This is a genomic window from Novosphingobium guangzhouense, assembly GCF_002896965.1.
Classification (GTDB): Bacteria; Pseudomonadota; Alphaproteobacteria; order Sphingomonadales; family Sphingomonadaceae; genus Novosphingobium; species Novosphingobium guangzhouense.
Genome location: NZ_LYMM01000040.1, coordinates 1 through 16,722, shown reverse-complemented (window position 1 = coordinate 16,722; position 16,722 = coordinate 1). Strand labels below are relative to the sequence as shown.

Below are 16,722 nucleotides of genomic sequence, written 5' to 3'. Positions count from 1 at the left end.
CGCTTTGCGCTGGTCCAGCTTCTTATCGAACTTGCGCTGCAGGTCCGGTGGGTGTGCGGTCATGGCGCGGGGCTACTCCTCTGTGAATTCTGGTCTGCCTTGCGAGCCCTCCACGCCTGGAATTCGTCAGCGTGAGAGGGGCAGAGATCCTTGTCGGGCGCGCACGCCGGTGAGCATCAGGGCCTTGCCGGGCACGTCCTGCAGCGCCTCTTCCAGCGCGGCCGCCATGGGCTCGACCTTGATCTGGCGCGTGCACCAGCGCAGCGTGTTGTTGTTCGGCGGCGGCACGCCCCGGCCGAGGATGTAGACCATGAACCGCTTGTCGAGCGGCGCCCGGACCGTAACGACACGGATCCAGTTGCGCAGGCGCAGCTTCGCCATGATCTGCTCGGCCGCCATCTGGATAGGCGGAAGCTCCTGCCGGGTGTCGGCATAGAAAACCCACAGGCATTCCGGCTGGGGCAGCAAGCCCGCATCGATGAAGTGGACGAGCATCGTCAGCAGCGTGGTGCTGTCCTTCCCGGCCGACCACGCAACGGCGAAGTGCTGATGCTCGGACCAGTAGGCGCGCAGCGACTGGAGCGTAAGTTCAACGCCCTCCGTCTGCACGTCATGGACGGAAACGGGCTTCATGCCGCAATCACCCTGCGCGGCTGGCCCTCAGGCGTGACCGGCGACAGGTCGCCGTACTCACCGCAGCCGCGCCCGATCACGCCCGCGTTCTCTCGGCTGACGAAATCCTCCCAGTGAACCCAGCCGTGCGAGCAAGCGAAGCCCCACTCGCGCACCTTCGGGCCGGTCATGAACAGCGAGATGGCGCTTTGGCCGGGGATTACCTCGAGGCGGTGCAGCGCGTGCGCCGGGCGTTCGATCACGTCACCAGCCTTGCGGACGATGCGGCCCTCGGGCGTGTGCTCGATGTAGCTGCCCGCGATCAGGTAGCTGACGTTCGACCAAGGATGATCGTGCATCGCCCGGTCCTCGTCGCTCTTGAGCACGGCGTGCAGGTAAACGTTCAGCTGCTCGTTGCGGGGGATGATCCACCAGCGCAGCAGCTGCCGGTCGCCGATAATGAAATCCTGCTCGCGCTGCATGATGCCTTCGGCCCATGCCTGCATATCGGGGAGAGAGGCGTAATTCAGGCGCACGCGGCGGTCCTTTCGAGTGAAACTAGGAGGGCGTCCCCACGCGGCCCTCAGCGCGTCCGAATGTCCGCGGGATTGCGGCTGGGGAGGGAATGCGGGGGCCTGAGTGTCCTTTCGGGTTCACATTCCCTGTGGAACTGCGGCTCAGCCTTCGCGGCTGGCTGTGATCTCGCGCACCTTGCGCATCATCAGCCCGACCAGCGTGCAGAGCATGTCGTGGGGCGGCACCTCGGAAAGGCCCGTGGCGCCCTGCCAGACGCGCTCGACGTAGGCGGCGACTGCCTCCTCCTCGGCTGGCGTCAGGTGAAGGGTGCCTGCGGCAGCACCGGAGGCCGCAGGCAAGGAGGGGGGCAGTTCCGGAACCCGGGGGGTGGGAAAGTTCCGGCCGGTGCTTTGGGAGATGGTGACGCCGGGCACGGTCAATTGCCGCGCTCCGGCGCCTTGCGACCCGAGCGGCTCGGGATCAAAGCGAGAAGGCAAACCGCCGCCAGCATCACCGCGACGGCGACGGCGATGCCGCCGAAGAACATCGGGAAGAAGGCGTCGGAGAGGATGAAGGCGCGCGCTTCCGAGTTCGAGCTCGTGAGCCAGCTGGCCCAGGCATCCAACCCGAACAGCGCGGCGGTGCCGAAGGTCAGCACGAGGGCGTAGACCCAGCGCATCACAGTTCACCCATGCGGCTGGCAACGAACGCGATCATGTCGAAGGCGTTGTCGAAGATGCGGCAGCGGCCGTTGAGGAGGCGGAGCCGGATCATGCTTCGCCAGCCCACTGCTGGAGGCGAAGCTCAGCCATCGCAGCCGCATAGTTGCGGTACACCCGACGGTGTTCGGCTGGGGCGTTCAAAGCGACCAGCAGATTGTCAATCACAGCCTGCACGAGGGGAAGCTTTACGTACGTTACCTCTTCGGTCCCGTGCAGCGTGCCCTGCGTGATCGTGATGGTGGGGGATGCGGTGCGCATCGGCGGTCTCCACTGGGGCGGTGCGCCCCGATGGAAACCAAACTATGCGGGCAACTTCCCGCAGTCAAGCGGATAATGCGGGCAGCTTCCCGCGAACGTGATTTGCTGCCCGCTCCTAACTACATCCCGAAGGCTTCATCCCAAGGCATCACGCGATGAACCTCGCGATATAGCCGCGAATCCAGGCGGAAAACCGCTGCTGGATTGTATTGCTCAAGTTCGATGTAGCTACCGGACCGGCGGACAAGGCGCTTTATCAACACGCCAGCCGCTCCGTCGCTGTCGTCGCGATTTCGAAGATACACCACAACATAATCGCGACTGCTTGGCGGCTTTTTAGGGTCAACGAGGATCCCGCGGCCCGCCTCGTAAGCGGGTTCCATTGAGTCTCCGGCCACATAAAGGCCATAGACATCGCGGCGGTTCATCAGGTTGGGAGGGCGGCGGAAGCGGTCCACTACTTCTGAGGTGTTTAGGTCGGTTTGCTCTATCGCCACAAGTCCATCTGCCTGGTCGCCATACTCACTTTCGCTGCCTAACGCCGTGCCATAAACCGGAATATCCAGCAGCATATCTTGCGGCCGAGGCACTAGCGCTCGGATGCTTGAGCTGTCCGCCTGGCTGCCGCCAAGCTGGTCAGACGCGCCCTGCAGGTATTCCACAGACGTCTCCAAGACGCCAGCAAGTGCAGAGAGCCGCGCGCCGATAGGCTGACGCCCTCGCCTTATGTCACGGATCATGTCCGGCTTGCCAACGGCCGCCATTGAGGCCTTCCGGTCTGACATGCTGAGCGCCTGCAGGCGCTCCTCAATCCTGTCGATTAAGATCGTATTCCTATCCGTCATGCGGGACTTATCCCGCAATGAACTCTTGCCCGCATCCGGGAAGTTTCCCTTGACATGTGCGGGAAGTTGCCCGCATAAAACCGCATGGCCCATCATCCCCTTATCACCGAAGTGGAAGCCTTCCTGAAGTCAACGGCGATGGCTGACAGTGCTTTTGGTCGGCAAGCCGTCAACGACTGGAAGTTCGTGCGAGATCTCCGCAATGGTCGCCGAGTGTGGCCGGAAACGGAGGCGAAGGTGCGAAACTTCATGGTTTCATACCGTGGCGCCCCGTCGCGGCAGGCCGCCGCATGAGCGCGCACGACACCTTCACCCTCGCCTGCGCGGCGGCGTCCCTCATCCTCTCCGCATGGAACCTCGCGCGCCTGCGCCGTCAGCGGCTGGCGATGGATGCGCTTGAGGCGCGAGTTCGCGAGATCGCCCGCGAGGAGATCGATGCGGACGAGGTCTGGCGGTCCCCGGAACCTGGCAAAACTTACGCCGCGCAGCGCTCCCGCCGTGCCGCCAGCCGCAAAGGCGCTGTGCTGTTCGGCATGCGGGAAAACACCGATGCGTGACCTATACCGACCGAATGCGGGGGGTACCTCGCGGACCTTTCGCCACTGCCTTGAAGTGAGCGTATGCCTTCTCGATGTAATCAGTGATTTCGTCCGAGGACAGGCCGTGTGCGCCTTCGCGCTGCTTGAACATGGACGCCCAGGTTTCGGTGAGCTGCGCGGCGACAAGTGCAGCCGTATCTTCGGAAATCGCCATATCAAATCCTTTCGTGCTCGTGTCGGAACAAGCACGATGACCGAAGCGGCTGGGGCGTCAAGCTCCAGCCGTGGAGGTGCGGGCGCATGAGCGCGCCGTGCATCCACTGCGGCGGCCTGCAGGACGAAGGCACCCCGATCTGGCGCGGCAAGTGGCTCCTGACGCCCGTCGGCGCTTATCGTGACGGCTATCCGATCGAGATTAGCCGCGCTGTCAGCCGCACGCTCTACGCGATCGCCCGTGCGAAAGGTCGCCCGCTCACACACCGCGACTTGCCAAACGCAACGGCTCAGACCTTGGCCAATCACGTCCGTGAAATCCGCAAGGCGACCGGGGGCCACTTTCCCCTGCGCGGTATCGACGGTCGAACGGCGCGCGGCTGGGCATGGGACGCGCGGTCATGAGCCGCGCCGGGCGCCTTCTCGAGCAGGATGACCGGATCCTCGCCGCCATCACGAAGGCGGCCGAGCGTGGTCAGCCCTGCCCGCAGAACGGCGAGCTCGCACGCATGATCGGCGCTTCCAGCAAAAGCGTCCCGGTCAACGCCATGAAGCGGCTGGAAGAGCGCGGCCTGATCGTCGTCGAGCGTTTCAGCATGTCGCGCATCGTCACCATCGTTGCGACCGGCAAGAGCACAGGCGGCCATCCCGCCACCCCACATTGGCGCGTCCACCTGCGTGACGGCGATGTGTCCATGCCCATCGATCACAAGGCGCAACCGGTACCAGCCGCTCCCGTCCCGGCCGTCCACAGCCGACCCGAACCCGTCCGCGTCAATCGCGATCCGTGTCCCTTCTGCGAGATTCGCGGCGACATCGGTTGCCGTCACTCGCGCGCGGCGCCGCGCATCACGTTCGTACCCGTCCATCTTCATGCTGCCGAGGTAACCCAGCTGTGAACCGCACATCCACCGGGGGAAGGCCCATCTTTTCCGCGTCATCCGTCCGCGACACGATCGCCGAGACGCTTGCGGCCATCAAGGAAGAGGACGGCCTCACCTATGCGGACATGGGTCGCGTCATGGGCAAGAGTGGCGACCGTGCCGAGGCATACTGCAACGGCGACTTCTCCGACATGTCGGGCTTCTCGCTTCTTGCTGCATGGCGGGAATGGAACGGGCGCTTCATCGGTCCGATCCGTACCCTCGTAGAAGGCAGCCGGCCCGGCGTCCATTGCGACTATGCAGGGCAGTCGGCCATCCTGAAGGCTGCCCTCGCGATCTCGGTCGCACTGGAAGACGGCGTCGTCGATCAGGAGGAGGTGCGCGCCAACCGCAGCACACTCGAGAACGCGCGCGACGCCATTGATGCCCAGCTCGCGAAGCTGCGGCCAGCCGCCTGACAAGTTTCGGGTCAGGGGGATGGCGCGCACCCCGGCCGGATGACCTGAGATGCGCGCCGGAGTGAACAGCATGGATCATAACGCCGAAACGGGCGAAATCATAGAGGAGCGCGCAGCCGATGGCGGCCAGCGCTATCCCGCCGCCTCCACCCTTACCGACCTGCTGATGATGCTGAAGGACGGCGCGTTCAACGCCGACAGCAGCGAGCCCCTGCGCGAGTTCGCCCAGAAGCTCGAGGCGGCCGGCGTCGACAGCGACAAGAAGGTGAAGGGCTCCATCACCCTAAAGATCGACGTTGAGTTCGATCCCGACCGCGAGTTCTCGGTTCTGACGCCCAGCCTCGCCTTCAAGCTGCCGACGGCCAAGCACGGCGCCACGGTCGCCTGGTTCACCAGCGACGGCCGCCTGAGCCCGAACAAGCCCCGCCAGGGCAACCTGTTCGGCACCATCCGCGAAGTCACCACCGAAGCCCGCGTTGTGCGCGGCTGATCCAAGGACGCAGAGCATATGACCACCGATACCAGCACCACCGCCATCGCCGCGGCGACCGTTGCCGACCGCACCGGCGAACTCATGGCCACGGCCTTCAATGTTGCCGAGAAGAAGATCCGGCCGGAAATAATCCATGTCACTGACCCGCGCGACGGCGCGACCGCGCCTTTCATCGTATCGGGCAAGGGCGTCGAGCCGCTCTATGGCGTGCACTTCGACGACTTCCGTGCCAACCCGCTGTTCCGCGAGGGCACTGCCGTGCTGACGCAGCTGCCGTCGTTCATTGCGCTGACCAACCGCTTCAAGGATATCAACTCCGCGATCTTCGCCGTCGATGACCTCGAGAAGCCGTCCCTCACCGCGATCTTCGACTATCACCCCGCCAACATCGACGAATTCGGCGTCGTAGCCCACGAGCGTGCGCGCCACCGGCGGCACAAGGCGACCTATGCCTACCCGCTCTCGAAGGAATGGCAGGCGTGGTTCTCCAAGGACTGCAAGGCCATGACGATGGGCGACTTCGCCGCGTTCCTCGAGACGCACATCGTCGACGTCTCCGAGGATCCGGTGTCCGCATGGTCGGAGCAGGCGCAGGCTTTCGCCAAGTCCAACCGCGCCACCACCGAAAGCGCCATCGCATCGCCCACGCGGCTGGTCGACCTCTCGCTCAAGTTCCGCATCTACGAGACGGCCGAATCGTGCGAGGCGGTGAACCTGACCACCGGCGAGACGCAGTTCGCGTTCGTGTCCGAGCACAAGCAGGCTGACGGCAAGCCCGTCGACTTCCCCAAGCTGTTCTCGATCGTGATCCCGATCTTCGCGCGCTCGACGGTCTTCTATCGGATCATCGCCCGCCTGCGGTATCGCCTGCAGAGCGGGAAGCCCGTCTTCTGGTTCGAACTGTGGCGCCCCGACCTGACTTTCGAGCAGGCGTTCAACGAGACGCTGGAGCAGGTCGCCGCCGAAACCGGCTTGCCGATCTATGCCGGTACCGCAGAAGAACCTGCGGCCGACGCTGATCACGACCGGCGTCCCTTCTGAGCATGTTCCGCTGGCTCACCCGCAAGCGCAAGCCCGAGCCGGTCAATCCCGGCGTTGCCCTGGCCAAGATCGGCCATGCGCAGCGCCGGGCGCTGATCCGCGCCCGCGCTGATCAGATGCGCGCGGAAATGGGTATGCCTGCCGTGGAATGGCCCGCGCCGTGACACAACGCATGTCCCTTGCCGACTTCGTGTCCCTGCCGCCCGCCAAGAAGGCGGCAGGGAACAAGTATGGCGCCAAGAAGACGCGCTGTGCGGCTGGGCACATCCACGACAGCGCGAGCGAAGCTGCGCGCTGTTACGAGCTCACCATGCTCGAGCGCGCCGGGGCCATCTGCGGCCTTGAGCAGCAGCCGGAATTCAGGTTCGCCGTCGCAGGCCGCCCCGTCATGCTCGAGAACGGGCAGCAGGCGCGACTGCGCGCGGACTTCGCATACATCGAGGGCGGCCGGAAGGTCGTCGAAGACCGCAAGGGCATGATCGTGCGCGACTTCCCCCTGCGCTGGGCACTGGCGCGTGCGCTGTGGCCCGAGATCGATTTCAGGGTGACAAAGAAATGAGCAGCGAGGCCCTCGCCTGGGCATTCCGGCAGGACATCAAGCCGAGCGGCCTGAAGTTCACGCTCGTCGCTATGTGCGAGTGCGCGAACTACCGCACCGGGCGCATCTTCGCATCCATCGCGCACCTGTCCGAGATCACGGGGCAGGACCGGAAGGCGATCATCGCCAACACCGCAGAGCTGGAGAAGCGCGGCTACATCACTGACACTGGCGAGCGCACCGGCCGCACCAATCAGGTGAAGGTATACAGTGCCGGAATGGGAACAGTTCCGCAAACGGAACCATCCCAAAAACGGAACAGTTCCGTTTCCGCCTCGAAACAGTACCGGAAACGGGACACGGAACCTTCTTTGGAACCTTCTACCCCCTCAATCCCTAACGGGATTGATGCACCCCCTGCCGGGGATGCCGGTGCGGATGAGGTTTCCGAAGATCGGGATTTGCTGGGCGATCCCATCGCGCCGCCAGCCGCCCCGCCGGAGATCGAGCCCGACCACGTCGTGGAGGCTTGGAACGCCCTCGCCGGTCGCCTCGGCAAGCCCCGGGTCCGGGCGCTGACCCCGGAGCGCAGGCAGCGGCTCAAAGCCCGCATTGCCGGGTACACGCTCGACGATTTCCGCGAGGTCTTCGGGAACATCGAGGCGTCCGCGTTCCTGCGCGGCGACGAGATCCGGGGAAAGCGCTTTCTCGGCTGCAACTTCGACTGGGCTACCCAGAAATCCAATTTTCAGAAGATTTTAGAGGGTAACTACAATGGCTAATCCACTGATGGACGCTCCGGCCAGACCTTCGAAATCGAAGGGACCATCACCGGATCACTGCCCGGACGGCTACAGCAACGCTCACGCCTGGTGCGCATGGCGGAACCGGGAGAAGACGCGCGCTGACGTCATGTGGATCGTGGGATCGAACGGAACCCCGGTTTGCGTCGATGACGAAGCTGTCTGCGCGGAAATCCGCCGCAAGGACAAGATGCTGAAGGATGAGGAGGCTGATCGCCACAATCACCGGATCATGCATCCGATCACGGAGCGGCGGCCGGCATGAGCATCGACCCTATCCCGGTTCGTGAAGAACTGCAGCGCATCCACGACGAACAGGCCAGACTTGTGCGGCGATCGAACGGTGGCCTCGCTTTGGCATGGCTGTCGGATCACGCCCTGAGCAAGACCGGATCAGGCCAGCGCACGCCGTTGCAAGGGGTGCTGCAGGAACGACTGACGGTCGTTGCAAGCGGCACCACCCATGCGGACAAGGTGGCGCCGTACATCCAGCGCGCATACCGCGAGGCGCAGCGCGGCATAATCCTGCGCGCCATCGAGCTTGCTCGTGCCGATTACGAATCCGGTTCGGATTGCGAATCATGAAGTGCGGCAAGGTCCGCTAACCGGGCGTTCGACAAAAAGCGCTCGCGCGGTCGTATCGACGGCGTGGTCACCGTGGCGATGGCGGTTGGGGCTGCAGCGATGAACGAGCAGCCCAAGAAGAAGTCGGTCTATGCTCGTCGCGGCCTCATCAAGATCTAGCAGGAGGCCGCATGGGATTTCTTGACCGCCTGCTCGGCATTGGCATGCCCGAAACGATAGCTGGCGAGACAGCACCGGTCGATGCTGGCCCGATGCGGCGTTCGCCGGCGGCATACGAAACCTGGGACATGGATAGTCCCGCTCTTGCAGAATTCCTCAGTGATGGTCGCTCGTCTGCTGCCGGTGTCGGTGTCAATGAGGCCATGGCACTGCGCAACAGCACGTTTTTTCGCGCAGTCCACCTGATTTCCAGCGCCATGGGCATGCTGCCGACGCACCTCATGCGCCGGACCACAGATGCGGAAGGCAAGGAGACGATCGCTAAGGCCAAGGATCACCCGCTTTACCGCATCCTGCACAAGCGCCCGAACCAGTATCAGACGGCCTTTGAGTTCAAGAGCTATATGCAGTTGCTGGCACTTCTGGACGGCAATGCCTATGCGATGATCGTTCGCGGGATGTCGCGCGGCCGGGCGAACCAGATCATCGCCCTTGTGCCGCTGAAACGCAAATCGGTCACCCCGAAGTTGTCAGAGGACTTCACTCTCACGTTCGAATACCGGCGCCCGACCGGGGGCACGGTTACGCTCGGGCAGAGTGAGGTTTTCCACTTCCGCCATCCCGTCACCCGTGACGGCTTGAAGGGGGTCAACCTCATCGACATGGCGGTCAATGCCATCGGGATCGCGGCGCAGGCAGAGACAGCCGCAGGCAAGATGCTCAAGGGCGGCGTCATGGCCGGCGGCTCGCTCGAGACAGACGGCGAGCTTGGCGACGAAGCCATTGAACAGTTGCGGGCAGACCTCAGGGAGCGCCGCGCCGATGGCGAAAATGCTGGTGACTGGCTGATTCTGGAAGAAGGGCTGAAAGCCAAGCCGTTCATCGCGAGCGCGAAGGATGCGCAGTACGACGAGATGCGCAAGCGGCAGGCGGAGGAGGTTTCACGCTTTACCGGCGTACCGCGCCCGCTGCTCATGTTCGACGAAACCAGTTGGGGCAGCGGGATTGAGCAGTTGGGCCTCTTCTTCGTAACTTATTGCCTGATGCCGTGGTTCATCGCCTGGGAGCAGGCAATCGAGCGTTCGTGCCTGACCGATGCCGAGCGGGATGCCGACGAGCTCTACGTCAAGTTCAACGAGGGCGCGCTTCTGCGCGGATCGCTCAAGGATCAGGCTGACTTCTTCGCCAAGGCCCTGGGGCCCAACAATGGATATCGAACCCAGAACGAAGTCCGCGGCGCCTTCGATCTCAATCCCGTCGAGGGCGGTGACAAAATCCCCGAACCCAGCGCCAAGCCGGCAGCGCCGCCCAAGGAAAATGTCGATGACTGATCAGCCCTCAAAGCCCGCGCCAGGCGCTCGGCCGCCTGCTGTCCAGACGGTGAACGGCAGGCCGCTTCCCGGCGCACGGCCGATACCCGGCCCCACCGGCTTGCCGCGCTCGATCATCGGTGGCGTCAAAGCCCGCCAGCGCCCCGGAGCCCTCCCGGTCCCGGCTGAACGCGGCGTTTCCGCACTCACGCCCGCCCCCGTTCTGGATCGGTGGAATGCCGACGCTGCAGGCATCCGCCCCGCCGCGCTGGACAGGGGGGACAATGTCATCACCATGTTCGAGGTCATTGGCGAGGACTGGTGGACCGGCGGCGGCGTCACCGCGAAGAAGGTTGCAGCCCAGCTGCGCGCCATCGGCGACCGCCCCGTGGAGGTCCAGATCAACAGCCCCGGCGGGGACATGTTCGAAGGGCTGGCGATCTACAACGTGCTGCGCGAGCATCCGCAGGACATCACCGTCAAGGTCATGGGTATGGCGGCTTCTGCCGCGTCGGTCATCGCCATGGCGGGCGACACGGTGCAGATCGGCGCTGCGTCGTTCATCATGATCCACAATTGTTGGGTCGTTGCAGCAGGCAACCGCAACGACATGGCCGAAGTGGCGGAATTTCTGGCGCCATTCGATCAGGCGATGGCCGATGTCTACGCCCAGCGCAGCGGCAGGACGGCAGCAGAGTGCGCAAAGTGGATGGATCAGGAGACGTATATGTCCGGATCCGTCGCCATTGAGCGCGGCTTTGCCGACGAGCTTCTGTCCGCCGATCAGACCAAGGTCGATGAGAAGGCAAAGGCATCGGACGCGGCCGTAAACGACGTGCGTGCGATGGAGCTGGCGCTCGTCGCCGGCGGCGCGACCCGGGGCGATGCCCGCGCGCGCATCAACAAGATCAAGGGCACGCCCGGCGCTGTCCTCGAGCCTGCCGACACGCCTGGCGCTGGCGGCGATCCCGAACTGGCCGCCGCAATCGAGCGGCTTGCCCAGTCCTTCCGCAGCTAAGCCAACGAGGCAACACCATGAAGCGTACTACCATGACCGCCCTCGCGGCGGTGGCGACCCTGCTCGCCTTTCCGTTCCGCGCCCTCCGCGCCGAAGCCCCGAAGCTGAACCTGGACGCACCTGTCATTCCCGCAATGCCGCGAGCGATCATGGGCGCAAAGGCCCTCAGCAAGCTCGGCATCTCGTTCTATGACCAGTCTGGCGCGCTCAAGCCGCTGAATGAGCAGGCCCAGATCCTGCAAGACGCGCTGGGAGGGCTGACCGACAAGAGCAAGCAGGATGCGCTCACGCCGATCTTCGGCGCTGACGCCGCGCGTACCGCGATCGGCCTCATGAACCAAGGGCGCGAGGGCTTCGAGAAGTACCGCGACGCCGTGGCGAACGGTGACGTCAACGGCAAGATCGACGTCATGATGCAGGGCTCGGAGGCGGCCGGGAAGCGCATCGCCGCGGCGTGGGAGGCGGTCAAGATCTCGCTCGGGCTCGATACCGGCCTGCTGAAATTCACGACGGCCATCAAGAACGGCTTCGCGAGCATGCTCGAGGCTATCGCCAACGCCCCGGTCTCGGTGAAGAAAGTCGGCGCGGCCTTCGCGGCGTTTGCCGCCGCCCTCGGCCCTCTGCTTGTGGTCATCGGTCACGTTGGCGCAGTGCTTCTGGCGAACTTCGCCGCATCGAAGTTCGGCCTGATCGGGCGCGCCCTCGGCCTCATCATCTCGCCCGTCACGACTGTGATCGGATTGCTGGGGGAGATGGGCCTCGCTCGCGTGCTGACTATGGTCGGCGGACGCCTGCTGGCGTTCATGGGGCCGGTCGGCCTCGCGATCAGCGCGATACTGATGTTCAAGGACGAGATCGCCTTCGCGCTATCTGCCGTCTGGCAGAGCATGAGCGAAACTCTCGGTCCGCCGGTACAGGCGCTGTTCGGCAAGCTGAGCGACCTTTTCGCGAAGCTGTCCGGCGGCCCCATCGGCTCCGCGATCGATGGTCTGATTGCCCTCCTGTCGGGCCTGAAGGACGTAGTCGGGACGGTGCTTGTCGGTGCCATCATGCTGGCCGGCGAGGTGATCGAGCGGGTGCTGGCGGGCGTGATCGCCGCGTTCTCCGGCGTCGTGGACATCGTGAGCGGTGTGGTGGACGTCATCAGCGCCTTGCTGAGCGGCGATTTCTCCGGTGCATGGGAAGCCGCTGGCCGAGTGATCGAGGCGGTATACGACACAATCATCAACGTGATCTCGGCCTTGGTGCCAGAGATCAGCGCCCCGCTTCAGCAGACTTGGGCGGCGGCGAAGAAGTGGCTGGCCGATGGCTTCCAGACGATCGTGGCATGGTTCACGAGTTCGGTGCAGTCCGGCGTCAACTTCGTCGCCAACGCCTTCCCGAATGTCGTCGCTGCGGCCAAGGGCGTCTACCAGGGCGTGAAGGCGTGGCTGGTCGATAAGTTCGGCGGGCTGATGAAGTGGATCGGCAACGCCGCGAAGTGGATCGGCGACAAGTATGCGGCGCTGAAGGAGCGCCTCGACCTGGGTGGCAGCGCGAACGACAATACGCCCGCCCCGCCCGCCAAGCCGGAAACCGGAGCCGAGCCCAAGGCGGAGCCGAAGAAGACGGTCAATTTCGAGGACGACCCGGCTTCGAAGAAGAAGGGCGGCTCGAAAGGTCGAAACACGACCTATGATGCTGGCAACCGCCAGCAGTTGCAGGACGATCTCGAACTTGAAGCGGCCCGGCTGCGCGGCGACGTGGAGGCCGAGCGCGCGATTCGGTCGCGGCTGGACCTCAGCAAGCAGATCGAGGCATATCAGCGCACGGGCCTGTCGCTGGAGGCCGCCACGGCGGCGGCCAAGCGTGACATGGCGACGCTGGAGGCTGCGCGCCGCGAAGGGCTGGCAAAGGATCTGGAGCGCGATGAAGAAGCACACCAGATTGACCTCGCGCGGATCAGCGATAACCGCTCGCTGGAAGAAACCCTGCAGCGCCAGCAGGACTTGAAGGCGGCTATCGCAGGCTTTCAGCGGGACGGACTTTCGATCGAGGAGGCAACCGCTCGCGCGCTTCGGCAGCAACTCGACGTAGATCAGGCCCGTGCGGAGATCCGCGCGCGGCTGCTCGCCGAGGATGAGCAGGATCGACAGCTTGAACTCGCGAAAGCGCGCGGCGATAGCGACGAACGCATCCGGCAACTCCAGCGCGAAGTGGATATTCGCCAGCGCATCCGGCAACTCCAGCGCGATGATCCCGACCTGGGCGATCAGGACGCGCTCGACAAGGCATCTCGTGAGTGGGACGAGATGGAGAAGGCCCGGCAGACGGGCATTTTCCGCGATACCTTCAAGGACGGCGTGCGCGCTGCGCTCGATGGCGATCTGAAGGGCTGGTTCAAGAACTGGTGGCGCGACCGCGTCGCGAAGGGGATGGAAGAGGCGCTCAACAGCCTCGCCGATCTCATCTCCAAGCTGTTCTCCAATATCGGGAGCTCTGGAGGTGGCGGCGGTATCCTGGGCGCCATTGGAAGCGTAGTTGGCAGCATCTTCGGCGGCGGGACGAGCCTTAGCAGCAACGCTTCGGCTGCTGCTGCGGCGCAGGGTGTGAACTGGAACGATCTGCCAGGTTTCAAAACCGGGGGATCGTTCAAAGTCGGCGGCAATCCTGGCATCGACAGGAACGTTGTCGCTTTTCGCGCAACGGCTGGTGAGATGGTCGACATCTCGCATGGGAACGACAACAGCGGATTCGGTGCGATGTACGTCGATATCAACATGCCGTTCACCGGCGCTGTCGATCTGGCTACTAAAGCGGAAGCAATCAGGTTCGCCGACGCCGCTCGCCAAGCAGCTATTCAAGGCATAATGGAGGCTCGTCGACGTGGGCCCTGATATCGTTTGGCCAGAGGGCTTGGTGCCCTACAAGACTGCATTCTACCTTCAGCCACATGTCGGTGGGCAGGAAAGCCCTCTTACTCGCACACGCAAGGTTTATGGCCTCTCTGCCCCTCGCTGGCTGGCGCGCCTTACATTCCGCGCGGGGCACGGATACGAGGAAGTTGGCGTCGGTCCAACCGAGAATGATCCTGCGTTTTACGGCGCCCGCCTTGATGCTTTGATCGCCGAGATGGATGGCGGCCTCAATTGCGTGCTGTTCCATGATTTCCGCCGTCCGCGTCCGCAGCATTACCTGACGAACTATCATGGCCCCGCTGTTGTGGCAGTGACTGCGCCGATAGGATCATCCTCGATCACGCTTCAGATTGGCGAGGGGAACCTTGGCCCCTCCATTGGCGACTATGTTGGGGGTGACGGACGGCCTCACATCGTCACCGGCTTTAGTCCAACGATCGCCCGCATGACGTCCATTGCGCCAGCAGACGGGCTGATCACCGTGCGATTTAAGCCGCCGCTATCATCAGCCATACCGTCCGGCGCAGAGTTGCCGATTGGCAAGATTCCAGCCCGGTTCAGATTGAGCGGAGGCGATGATTCTGGCCAGAACGAAGGCGAAGTCGGTTCGCCCATTGAATACGCGCTGGAATTCACGGAGGAGCTGTTGTGAGCGGTTTGCGTGATCTTGACCCGGCGCTGCAGGCGGAGATTGAGAAGTCTGAGCTTCGCCCCTTCATGGGCGTGCACATCGATCTCCCTGATCCGGTCTATGCCGTCACCGGCAATGCCACGATCCACTACGGCGGTGAGGAATGGTCCGCCATCGGAGGGCTTGGCCAGATCGATACGGTAGGCGAAGGCACCGACGGTTCCGCAGTAGGCGTCAAAGCCACGCTCTATCAGGTGCCGTCAGAGTTCCGAGACGACATCGCAGACCAAGCTGTGCGCGGCTGCCTTTACGAGCTTTACGTCGGGGCTCTTGATCCCGGCTATCGCGAGGTTGTCGGGTTCAAGAATATCTGGAAGGGCCGCCTTGACACTTACGAAATTGTCGACGCCGGAGAAACGATCACCGTGACGGCCGGCGGCGAAAGTCGAATGCGAGATCAGCGCAGGCCGGCAATCCGCCGGTTCACTGACTGGTGGCAGCAGCGCCGTTATCCGGGCGACCGCGCCTTTGAGTATGTCAGCAGGATGGTCGAGGTACCTATCCTGTGGGCGAAGTCCAAACAGGATCCTGTTCTGTGAGGCAGCCCGCATGGAGCGACCATTGCGGCGATCGCTGGCGGGCGCACGTGCTTGCCGAAACAGGTCGCGACATTTGCGACATTGTAGGACCATCGCCGCGGCGACCATCCGACTGGGCGCGCATGATGCGGAACCTCGGTGTGCGCGGCATGTCTGGCGTGATCGGCGCAGTCCATGGCGATGCGATCCCTTACCGCCTGGCAATGCGAGGGGACATCGTTCGACGGGGGTGACCGCCAACGGCCTGTGCGGCGTCGATAAGCCGTCAGGCGGTGTCACTCCCGAAACTGTCGTGGGCGGCGTCACCAGCAACGTCTACTTCGCGCGCATCGGCGAGATCGACGGCTTCGAAAACCGCCACCGCCCGCAGGCGAAGACGGCATCGCGCGTGACGCAAGAGCTGCTTGACCGATATGCGGCAATGTCGGTGACGAATATTCAGCTTGAAGGCCCGATGTGCTTCATGGCGAGCGCCCGCGCCGATGACTGGCGAAACATCATCGGCGTGTTCACCGCCGTCGGGTATATCACCGGCCGTTCCTTCATCGACGCCAGCTATGAGATGGACCTCGCCGCTGCGGTGATGGGCAAGAACGGCTACCGCTACGGCCGTGAATCCTTCGCCGAGACGGGCGAGCCGAACGCTGGCGTGCAGCCGCAGGGCATCCCGGCCAACTACGGCCCCGACCAGGGCGGGGGCGTCGGCTTCCAGCAGTACACGGGCACCATCGGCGTTCCTACGCTCGATGAAGTGCAGGCGCTGCCGCTTCCGATCATCGTTCCCGATCCGCTGCAAACGACCGGCCAGGGCGACAAGCTCGTCCAGGCATACAACTTCCGCCTCTCGCTCACCCGCGATCCGGCGAATTACATGCCGCTGATCAAGCCCTATGGGTACGATACCCGCTTCTATGCGACGCTTGCGCAGAAGCTGGCGAACGACCGGCAGGGACGGCCCAGCACGCACCAGAGCTGGAAGATCTGTCGTGGCGGCGGCTCCTACGGATATCAGGAATTCACGGCGGGCAAGAAGGTCAACTGGAACGCCATGGACGCGCTCAATTTCAGCGCGCTCTATCCGGAAGCCAGCTGGGCGCGGCGTCGTGAAATCGTCGAACAGCACGTCCTCTACCAGCAGGGGCAGATGTGGTTCACCGCCAACGACCCTGAGGCCCTGAACTACGGCCTCGGCTACATGCAGGCCGACTGGAACGATACCACCACGCCCGACAACACCGGGGCGACTGGGCCGCTCGGTCTGCCCGGTGACGAATTCCAGTATTCGCAGTTCGGCGCGGGCTGGCCGGAATGGTGCTACGTTCGCGAGACGCGCCGCATGATCGGCAAGGTCACCGTCACGTACTTCGACCAGCTTGACGCGAACCTTGGCGGTACACCTACCAAGGCGACCAGCATCGGCAAGTGGGCTTACACCTGGGATGTCCACGCAATCCAGCTGACCCGCAAGCTGAATGTCGGCGCTGGGGTGCTCTACACCGATCGCCTGCGCGAGGAAGGTACGCCCGCCAACGTCACCGACCACACGGCGGCCTATGAAATCCCGGTCGAGATGATCCTGCCGCACGAGCAGTTCAAGATTG

At 63.9% G+C, this 16,722-nt stretch carries 24 protein-coding genes; 17 read left to right on the top strand and 7 right to left on the bottom strand.

The annotated features are described in order from the left end of the window. Nucleotides 1-126 precede the first annotated feature (126 nt). The 6 genes from A8V01_RS14495 to A8V01_RS14470 all read right to left on the bottom strand — a co-directional run bounded on the left by A8V01_RS14495 (nt 127) and on the right by A8V01_RS14470 (nt 3,049). Nucleotides 127-633 carry a phosphoadenosine phosphosulfate reductase domain-containing protein gene (locus A8V01_RS14495; protein WP_103096551.1) on the bottom strand — a complete coding sequence of 169 codons (507 nt, stop codon included), beginning with the start codon at nt 631-633 and terminating at the stop codon, nt 127-129. Further along, nucleotides 630-1,148 (bottom strand): cupin domain-containing protein, encoded by a 519-nt coding sequence (locus tag A8V01_RS14490; protein WP_103096550.1) that lies wholly within the window; start codon nt 1,146-1,148, stop codon nt 630-632. The genes A8V01_RS14495 and A8V01_RS14490 overlap by 4 nt, the downstream gene beginning before the upstream one ends. 141 nt (nt 1,149-1,289) lie before the next feature. After that, nucleotides 1,290-1,487: a hypothetical protein gene (locus A8V01_RS14485; protein WP_103096549.1), complete on the bottom strand. Its 198-nt coding sequence runs from the start codon at nt 1,485-1,487 to the stop codon at nt 1,290-1,292. Nucleotides 1,488-1,564: 77 nt separating this feature from the next. Further along, a complete protein-coding gene (locus A8V01_RS14480; RefSeq protein ID WP_103096548.1) occupies nt 1,565-1,807 on the bottom strand; it encodes a hypothetical protein in 243 nt (80 codons plus the stop codon). Nucleotides 1,808-1,898: 91 nt separating this feature from the next. Next, the gene (locus A8V01_RS14475) at nt 1,899-2,108 is read right to left on the bottom strand and encodes a hypothetical protein (protein ID WP_103096547.1); all 210 of its coding nucleotides are present in this window, start codon (nt 2,106-2,108) and stop codon (nt 1,899-1,901) included. A gap of 119 nt (nt 2,109-2,227) precedes the next feature. Continuing rightward, on the bottom strand, nt 2,228-3,049 hold the full coding sequence (locus A8V01_RS14470) for a S24 family peptidase (protein WP_103096546.1): 822 nt from the start codon (nt 3,047-3,049) through the stop codon (nt 2,228-2,230). A gap of 194 nt (nt 3,050-3,243) precedes the next feature. Between A8V01_RS14470 and A8V01_RS14460 the strand changes: the two genes are divergently transcribed. Beyond that, nucleotides 3,244-3,510, top strand: coding sequence for a hypothetical protein (locus A8V01_RS14460; protein ID WP_103096544.1), 267 nt, complete (start codon nt 3,244-3,246; stop codon nt 3,508-3,510). A gap of 1 nt (nt 3,511) precedes the next feature. On the opposite strand, the gene A8V01_RS14455 is transcribed toward A8V01_RS14460, so the two are convergent. Beyond that, complete coding sequence (locus A8V01_RS14455) at nt 3,512-3,706, bottom strand: hypothetical protein (RefSeq protein ID WP_103096543.1); 195 nt, start codon at nt 3,704-3,706, stop codon at nt 3,512-3,514. Between the two features lie 86 nt (nt 3,707-3,792). Between A8V01_RS14455 and A8V01_RS14450 the strand changes: the two genes are divergently transcribed. From A8V01_RS14450 to A8V01_RS14380, 16 genes are all read left to right on the top strand, one after another. Further along, nucleotides 3,793-4,110, top strand: a complete 318-nt coding sequence (locus A8V01_RS14450; protein ID WP_103096542.1) for a hypothetical protein — start codon at nt 3,793-3,795, stop codon at nt 4,108-4,110. After that, nucleotides 4,107-4,604, top strand: a complete 498-nt coding sequence (locus tag A8V01_RS14445; protein ID WP_146037268.1) for a winged helix-turn-helix domain-containing protein — start codon at nt 4,107-4,109, stop codon at nt 4,602-4,604. Before A8V01_RS14450 ends, A8V01_RS14445 begins: the two co-directional genes overlap by 4 nt. Further along, a complete protein-coding gene (locus A8V01_RS14440; protein ID WP_103096540.1) occupies nt 4,601-5,047 on the top strand; it encodes a hypothetical protein in 447 nt (148 codons plus the stop codon). The genes A8V01_RS14445 and A8V01_RS14440 overlap by 4 nt, the downstream gene beginning before the upstream one ends. A gap of 70 nt (nt 5,048-5,117) precedes the next feature. Then, nucleotides 5,118-5,537 carry a hypothetical protein gene (locus A8V01_RS14435; protein WP_146037267.1) on the top strand — a complete coding sequence of 140 codons (420 nt, stop codon included), beginning with the start codon at nt 5,118-5,120 and terminating at the stop codon, nt 5,535-5,537. A gap of 18 nt (nt 5,538-5,555) precedes the next feature. Then, nucleotides 5,556-6,581: a DUF2303 family protein gene (locus A8V01_RS14430; protein WP_103096538.1), complete on the top strand. Its 1,026-nt coding sequence runs from the start codon at nt 5,556-5,558 to the stop codon at nt 6,579-6,581. A 2-nt stretch (nt 6,582-6,583) separates the two neighbouring features. Continuing rightward, entirely contained in the window at nt 6,584-6,745 is a 162-nt protein-coding gene (locus A8V01_RS28635; RefSeq protein ID WP_170065938.1) for a hypothetical protein, read from the top strand. Beyond that, complete coding sequence (locus A8V01_RS14425) at nt 6,730-7,140, top strand: DUF1064 domain-containing protein (RefSeq protein WP_103096537.1); 411 nt, start codon at nt 6,730-6,732, stop codon at nt 7,138-7,140. Before A8V01_RS28635 ends, A8V01_RS14425 begins: the two co-directional genes overlap by 16 nt. Further along, entirely contained in the window at nt 7,137-7,901 is a 765-nt protein-coding gene (locus A8V01_RS14420) for a helix-turn-helix domain-containing protein (protein ID WP_103096536.1), read from the top strand. Before A8V01_RS14425 ends, A8V01_RS14420 begins: the two co-directional genes overlap by 4 nt. Next, the gene (locus tag A8V01_RS28220) at nt 7,894-8,187 is read left to right on the top strand and encodes a hypothetical protein (RefSeq protein ID WP_146037266.1); all 294 of its coding nucleotides are present in this window, start codon (nt 7,894-7,896) and stop codon (nt 8,185-8,187) included. The genes A8V01_RS14420 and A8V01_RS28220 overlap by 8 nt, the downstream gene beginning before the upstream one ends. Continuing rightward, a complete protein-coding gene (locus A8V01_RS14415; RefSeq protein WP_103096535.1) occupies nt 8,184-8,507 on the top strand; it encodes a hypothetical protein in 324 nt (107 codons plus the stop codon). The genes A8V01_RS28220 and A8V01_RS14415 overlap by 4 nt, the downstream gene beginning before the upstream one ends. A gap of 170 nt (nt 8,508-8,677) precedes the next feature. Beyond that, complete coding sequence (locus A8V01_RS14410; RefSeq protein ID WP_211295020.1) at nt 8,678-9,997, top strand: phage portal protein; 1,320 nt, start codon at nt 8,678-8,680, stop codon at nt 9,995-9,997. Continuing rightward, complete coding sequence (locus A8V01_RS14405) at nt 9,990-10,994, top strand: head maturation protease, ClpP-related (protein ID WP_103096534.1); 1,005 nt, start codon at nt 9,990-9,992, stop codon at nt 10,992-10,994. Before A8V01_RS14410 ends, A8V01_RS14405 begins: the two co-directional genes overlap by 8 nt. Before the next feature lie 17 nt (nt 10,995-11,011). Then, nucleotides 11,012-13,870 (top strand): phage tail tape measure protein, encoded by a 2,859-nt coding sequence (locus tag A8V01_RS14400; RefSeq protein WP_103096533.1) that lies wholly within the window; start codon nt 11,012-11,014, stop codon nt 13,868-13,870. A 22-nt stretch (nt 13,871-13,892) separates the two neighbouring features. Next, a complete protein-coding gene (locus tag A8V01_RS14395) occupies nt 13,893-14,543 on the top strand; it encodes a hypothetical protein (protein ID WP_245892556.1) in 651 nt (216 codons plus the stop codon). Continuing rightward, a complete protein-coding gene (locus A8V01_RS14390; RefSeq protein ID WP_103096531.1) occupies nt 14,540-15,121 on the top strand; it encodes a hypothetical protein in 582 nt (193 codons plus the stop codon). Before A8V01_RS14395 ends, A8V01_RS14390 begins: the two co-directional genes overlap by 4 nt. Before the next feature lie 229 nt (nt 15,122-15,350). After that, the coding region (locus A8V01_RS14380) for an FAD-dependent oxidoreductase (protein ID WP_170065937.1) at nt 15,351-16,722 on the top strand (1,372 nt) is incomplete at its 3' end.

Bases quoted from the DNA above. Each gene is read 5' to 3' on its own strand.
- A8V01_RS14495 (WP_103096551.1), bottom strand. From the start codon at position 633: ATGAAGCCCGTTTCCGTCCATGACGTGCAGACGGAGGGCGTTGAACTT.
- A8V01_RS14480 (WP_103096548.1), bottom strand. From the start codon at position 1,807: ATGCGCTGGGTCTACGCCCTCGTGCTGACCTTCGGCACCGCCGCGCTG.
- A8V01_RS14475 (WP_103096547.1), bottom strand. From the start codon at position 2,108: ATGCGCACCGCATCCCCCACCATCACGATCACGCAGGGCACGCTGCAC.
- A8V01_RS14470 (WP_103096546.1), bottom strand. From the start codon at position 3,049: ATGATGGGCCATGCGGTTTTATGCGGGCAACTTCCCGCACATGTCAAG.
- A8V01_RS14460 (WP_103096544.1), top strand. From the start codon at position 3,244: ATGAGCGCGCACGACACCTTCACCCTCGCCTGCGCGGCGGCGTCCCTC.
- A8V01_RS14455 (WP_103096543.1), bottom strand. From the start codon at position 3,706: ATGGCGATTTCCGAAGATACGGCTGCACTTGTCGCCGCGCAGCTCACC.
- A8V01_RS14450 (WP_103096542.1), top strand. From the start codon at position 3,793: ATGAGCGCGCCGTGCATCCACTGCGGCGGCCTGCAGGACGAAGGCACC.
- A8V01_RS14445 (WP_146037268.1), top strand. From the start codon at position 4,107: ATGAGCCGCGCCGGGCGCCTTCTCGAGCAGGATGACCGGATCCTCGCC.
- A8V01_RS14435 (WP_146037267.1), top strand. From the start codon at position 5,118: ATGGATCATAACGCCGAAACGGGCGAAATCATAGAGGAGCGCGCAGCC.
- A8V01_RS14430 (WP_103096538.1), top strand. From the start codon at position 5,556: ATGACCACCGATACCAGCACCACCGCCATCGCCGCGGCGACCGTTGCC.
- A8V01_RS28635 (WP_170065938.1), top strand. From the start codon at position 6,584: ATGTTCCGCTGGCTCACCCGCAAGCGCAAGCCCGAGCCGGTCAATCCC.
- A8V01_RS14425 (WP_103096537.1), top strand. From the start codon at position 6,730: ATGGCCCGCGCCGTGACACAACGCATGTCCCTTGCCGACTTCGTGTCC.
- A8V01_RS14420 (WP_103096536.1), top strand. From the start codon at position 7,137: ATGAGCAGCGAGGCCCTCGCCTGGGCATTCCGGCAGGACATCAAGCCG.
- A8V01_RS28220 (WP_146037266.1), top strand. From the start codon at position 7,894: ATGGCTAATCCACTGATGGACGCTCCGGCCAGACCTTCGAAATCGAAG.
- A8V01_RS14415 (WP_103096535.1), top strand. From the start codon at position 8,184: ATGAGCATCGACCCTATCCCGGTTCGTGAAGAACTGCAGCGCATCCAC.
- A8V01_RS14410 (WP_211295020.1), top strand. From the start codon at position 8,678: ATGGGATTTCTTGACCGCCTGCTCGGCATTGGCATGCCCGAAACGATA.
- A8V01_RS14405 (WP_103096534.1), top strand. From the start codon at position 9,990: ATGACTGATCAGCCCTCAAAGCCCGCGCCAGGCGCTCGGCCGCCTGCT.
- A8V01_RS14400 (WP_103096533.1), top strand. From the start codon at position 11,012: ATGAAGCGTACTACCATGACCGCCCTCGCGGCGGTGGCGACCCTGCTC.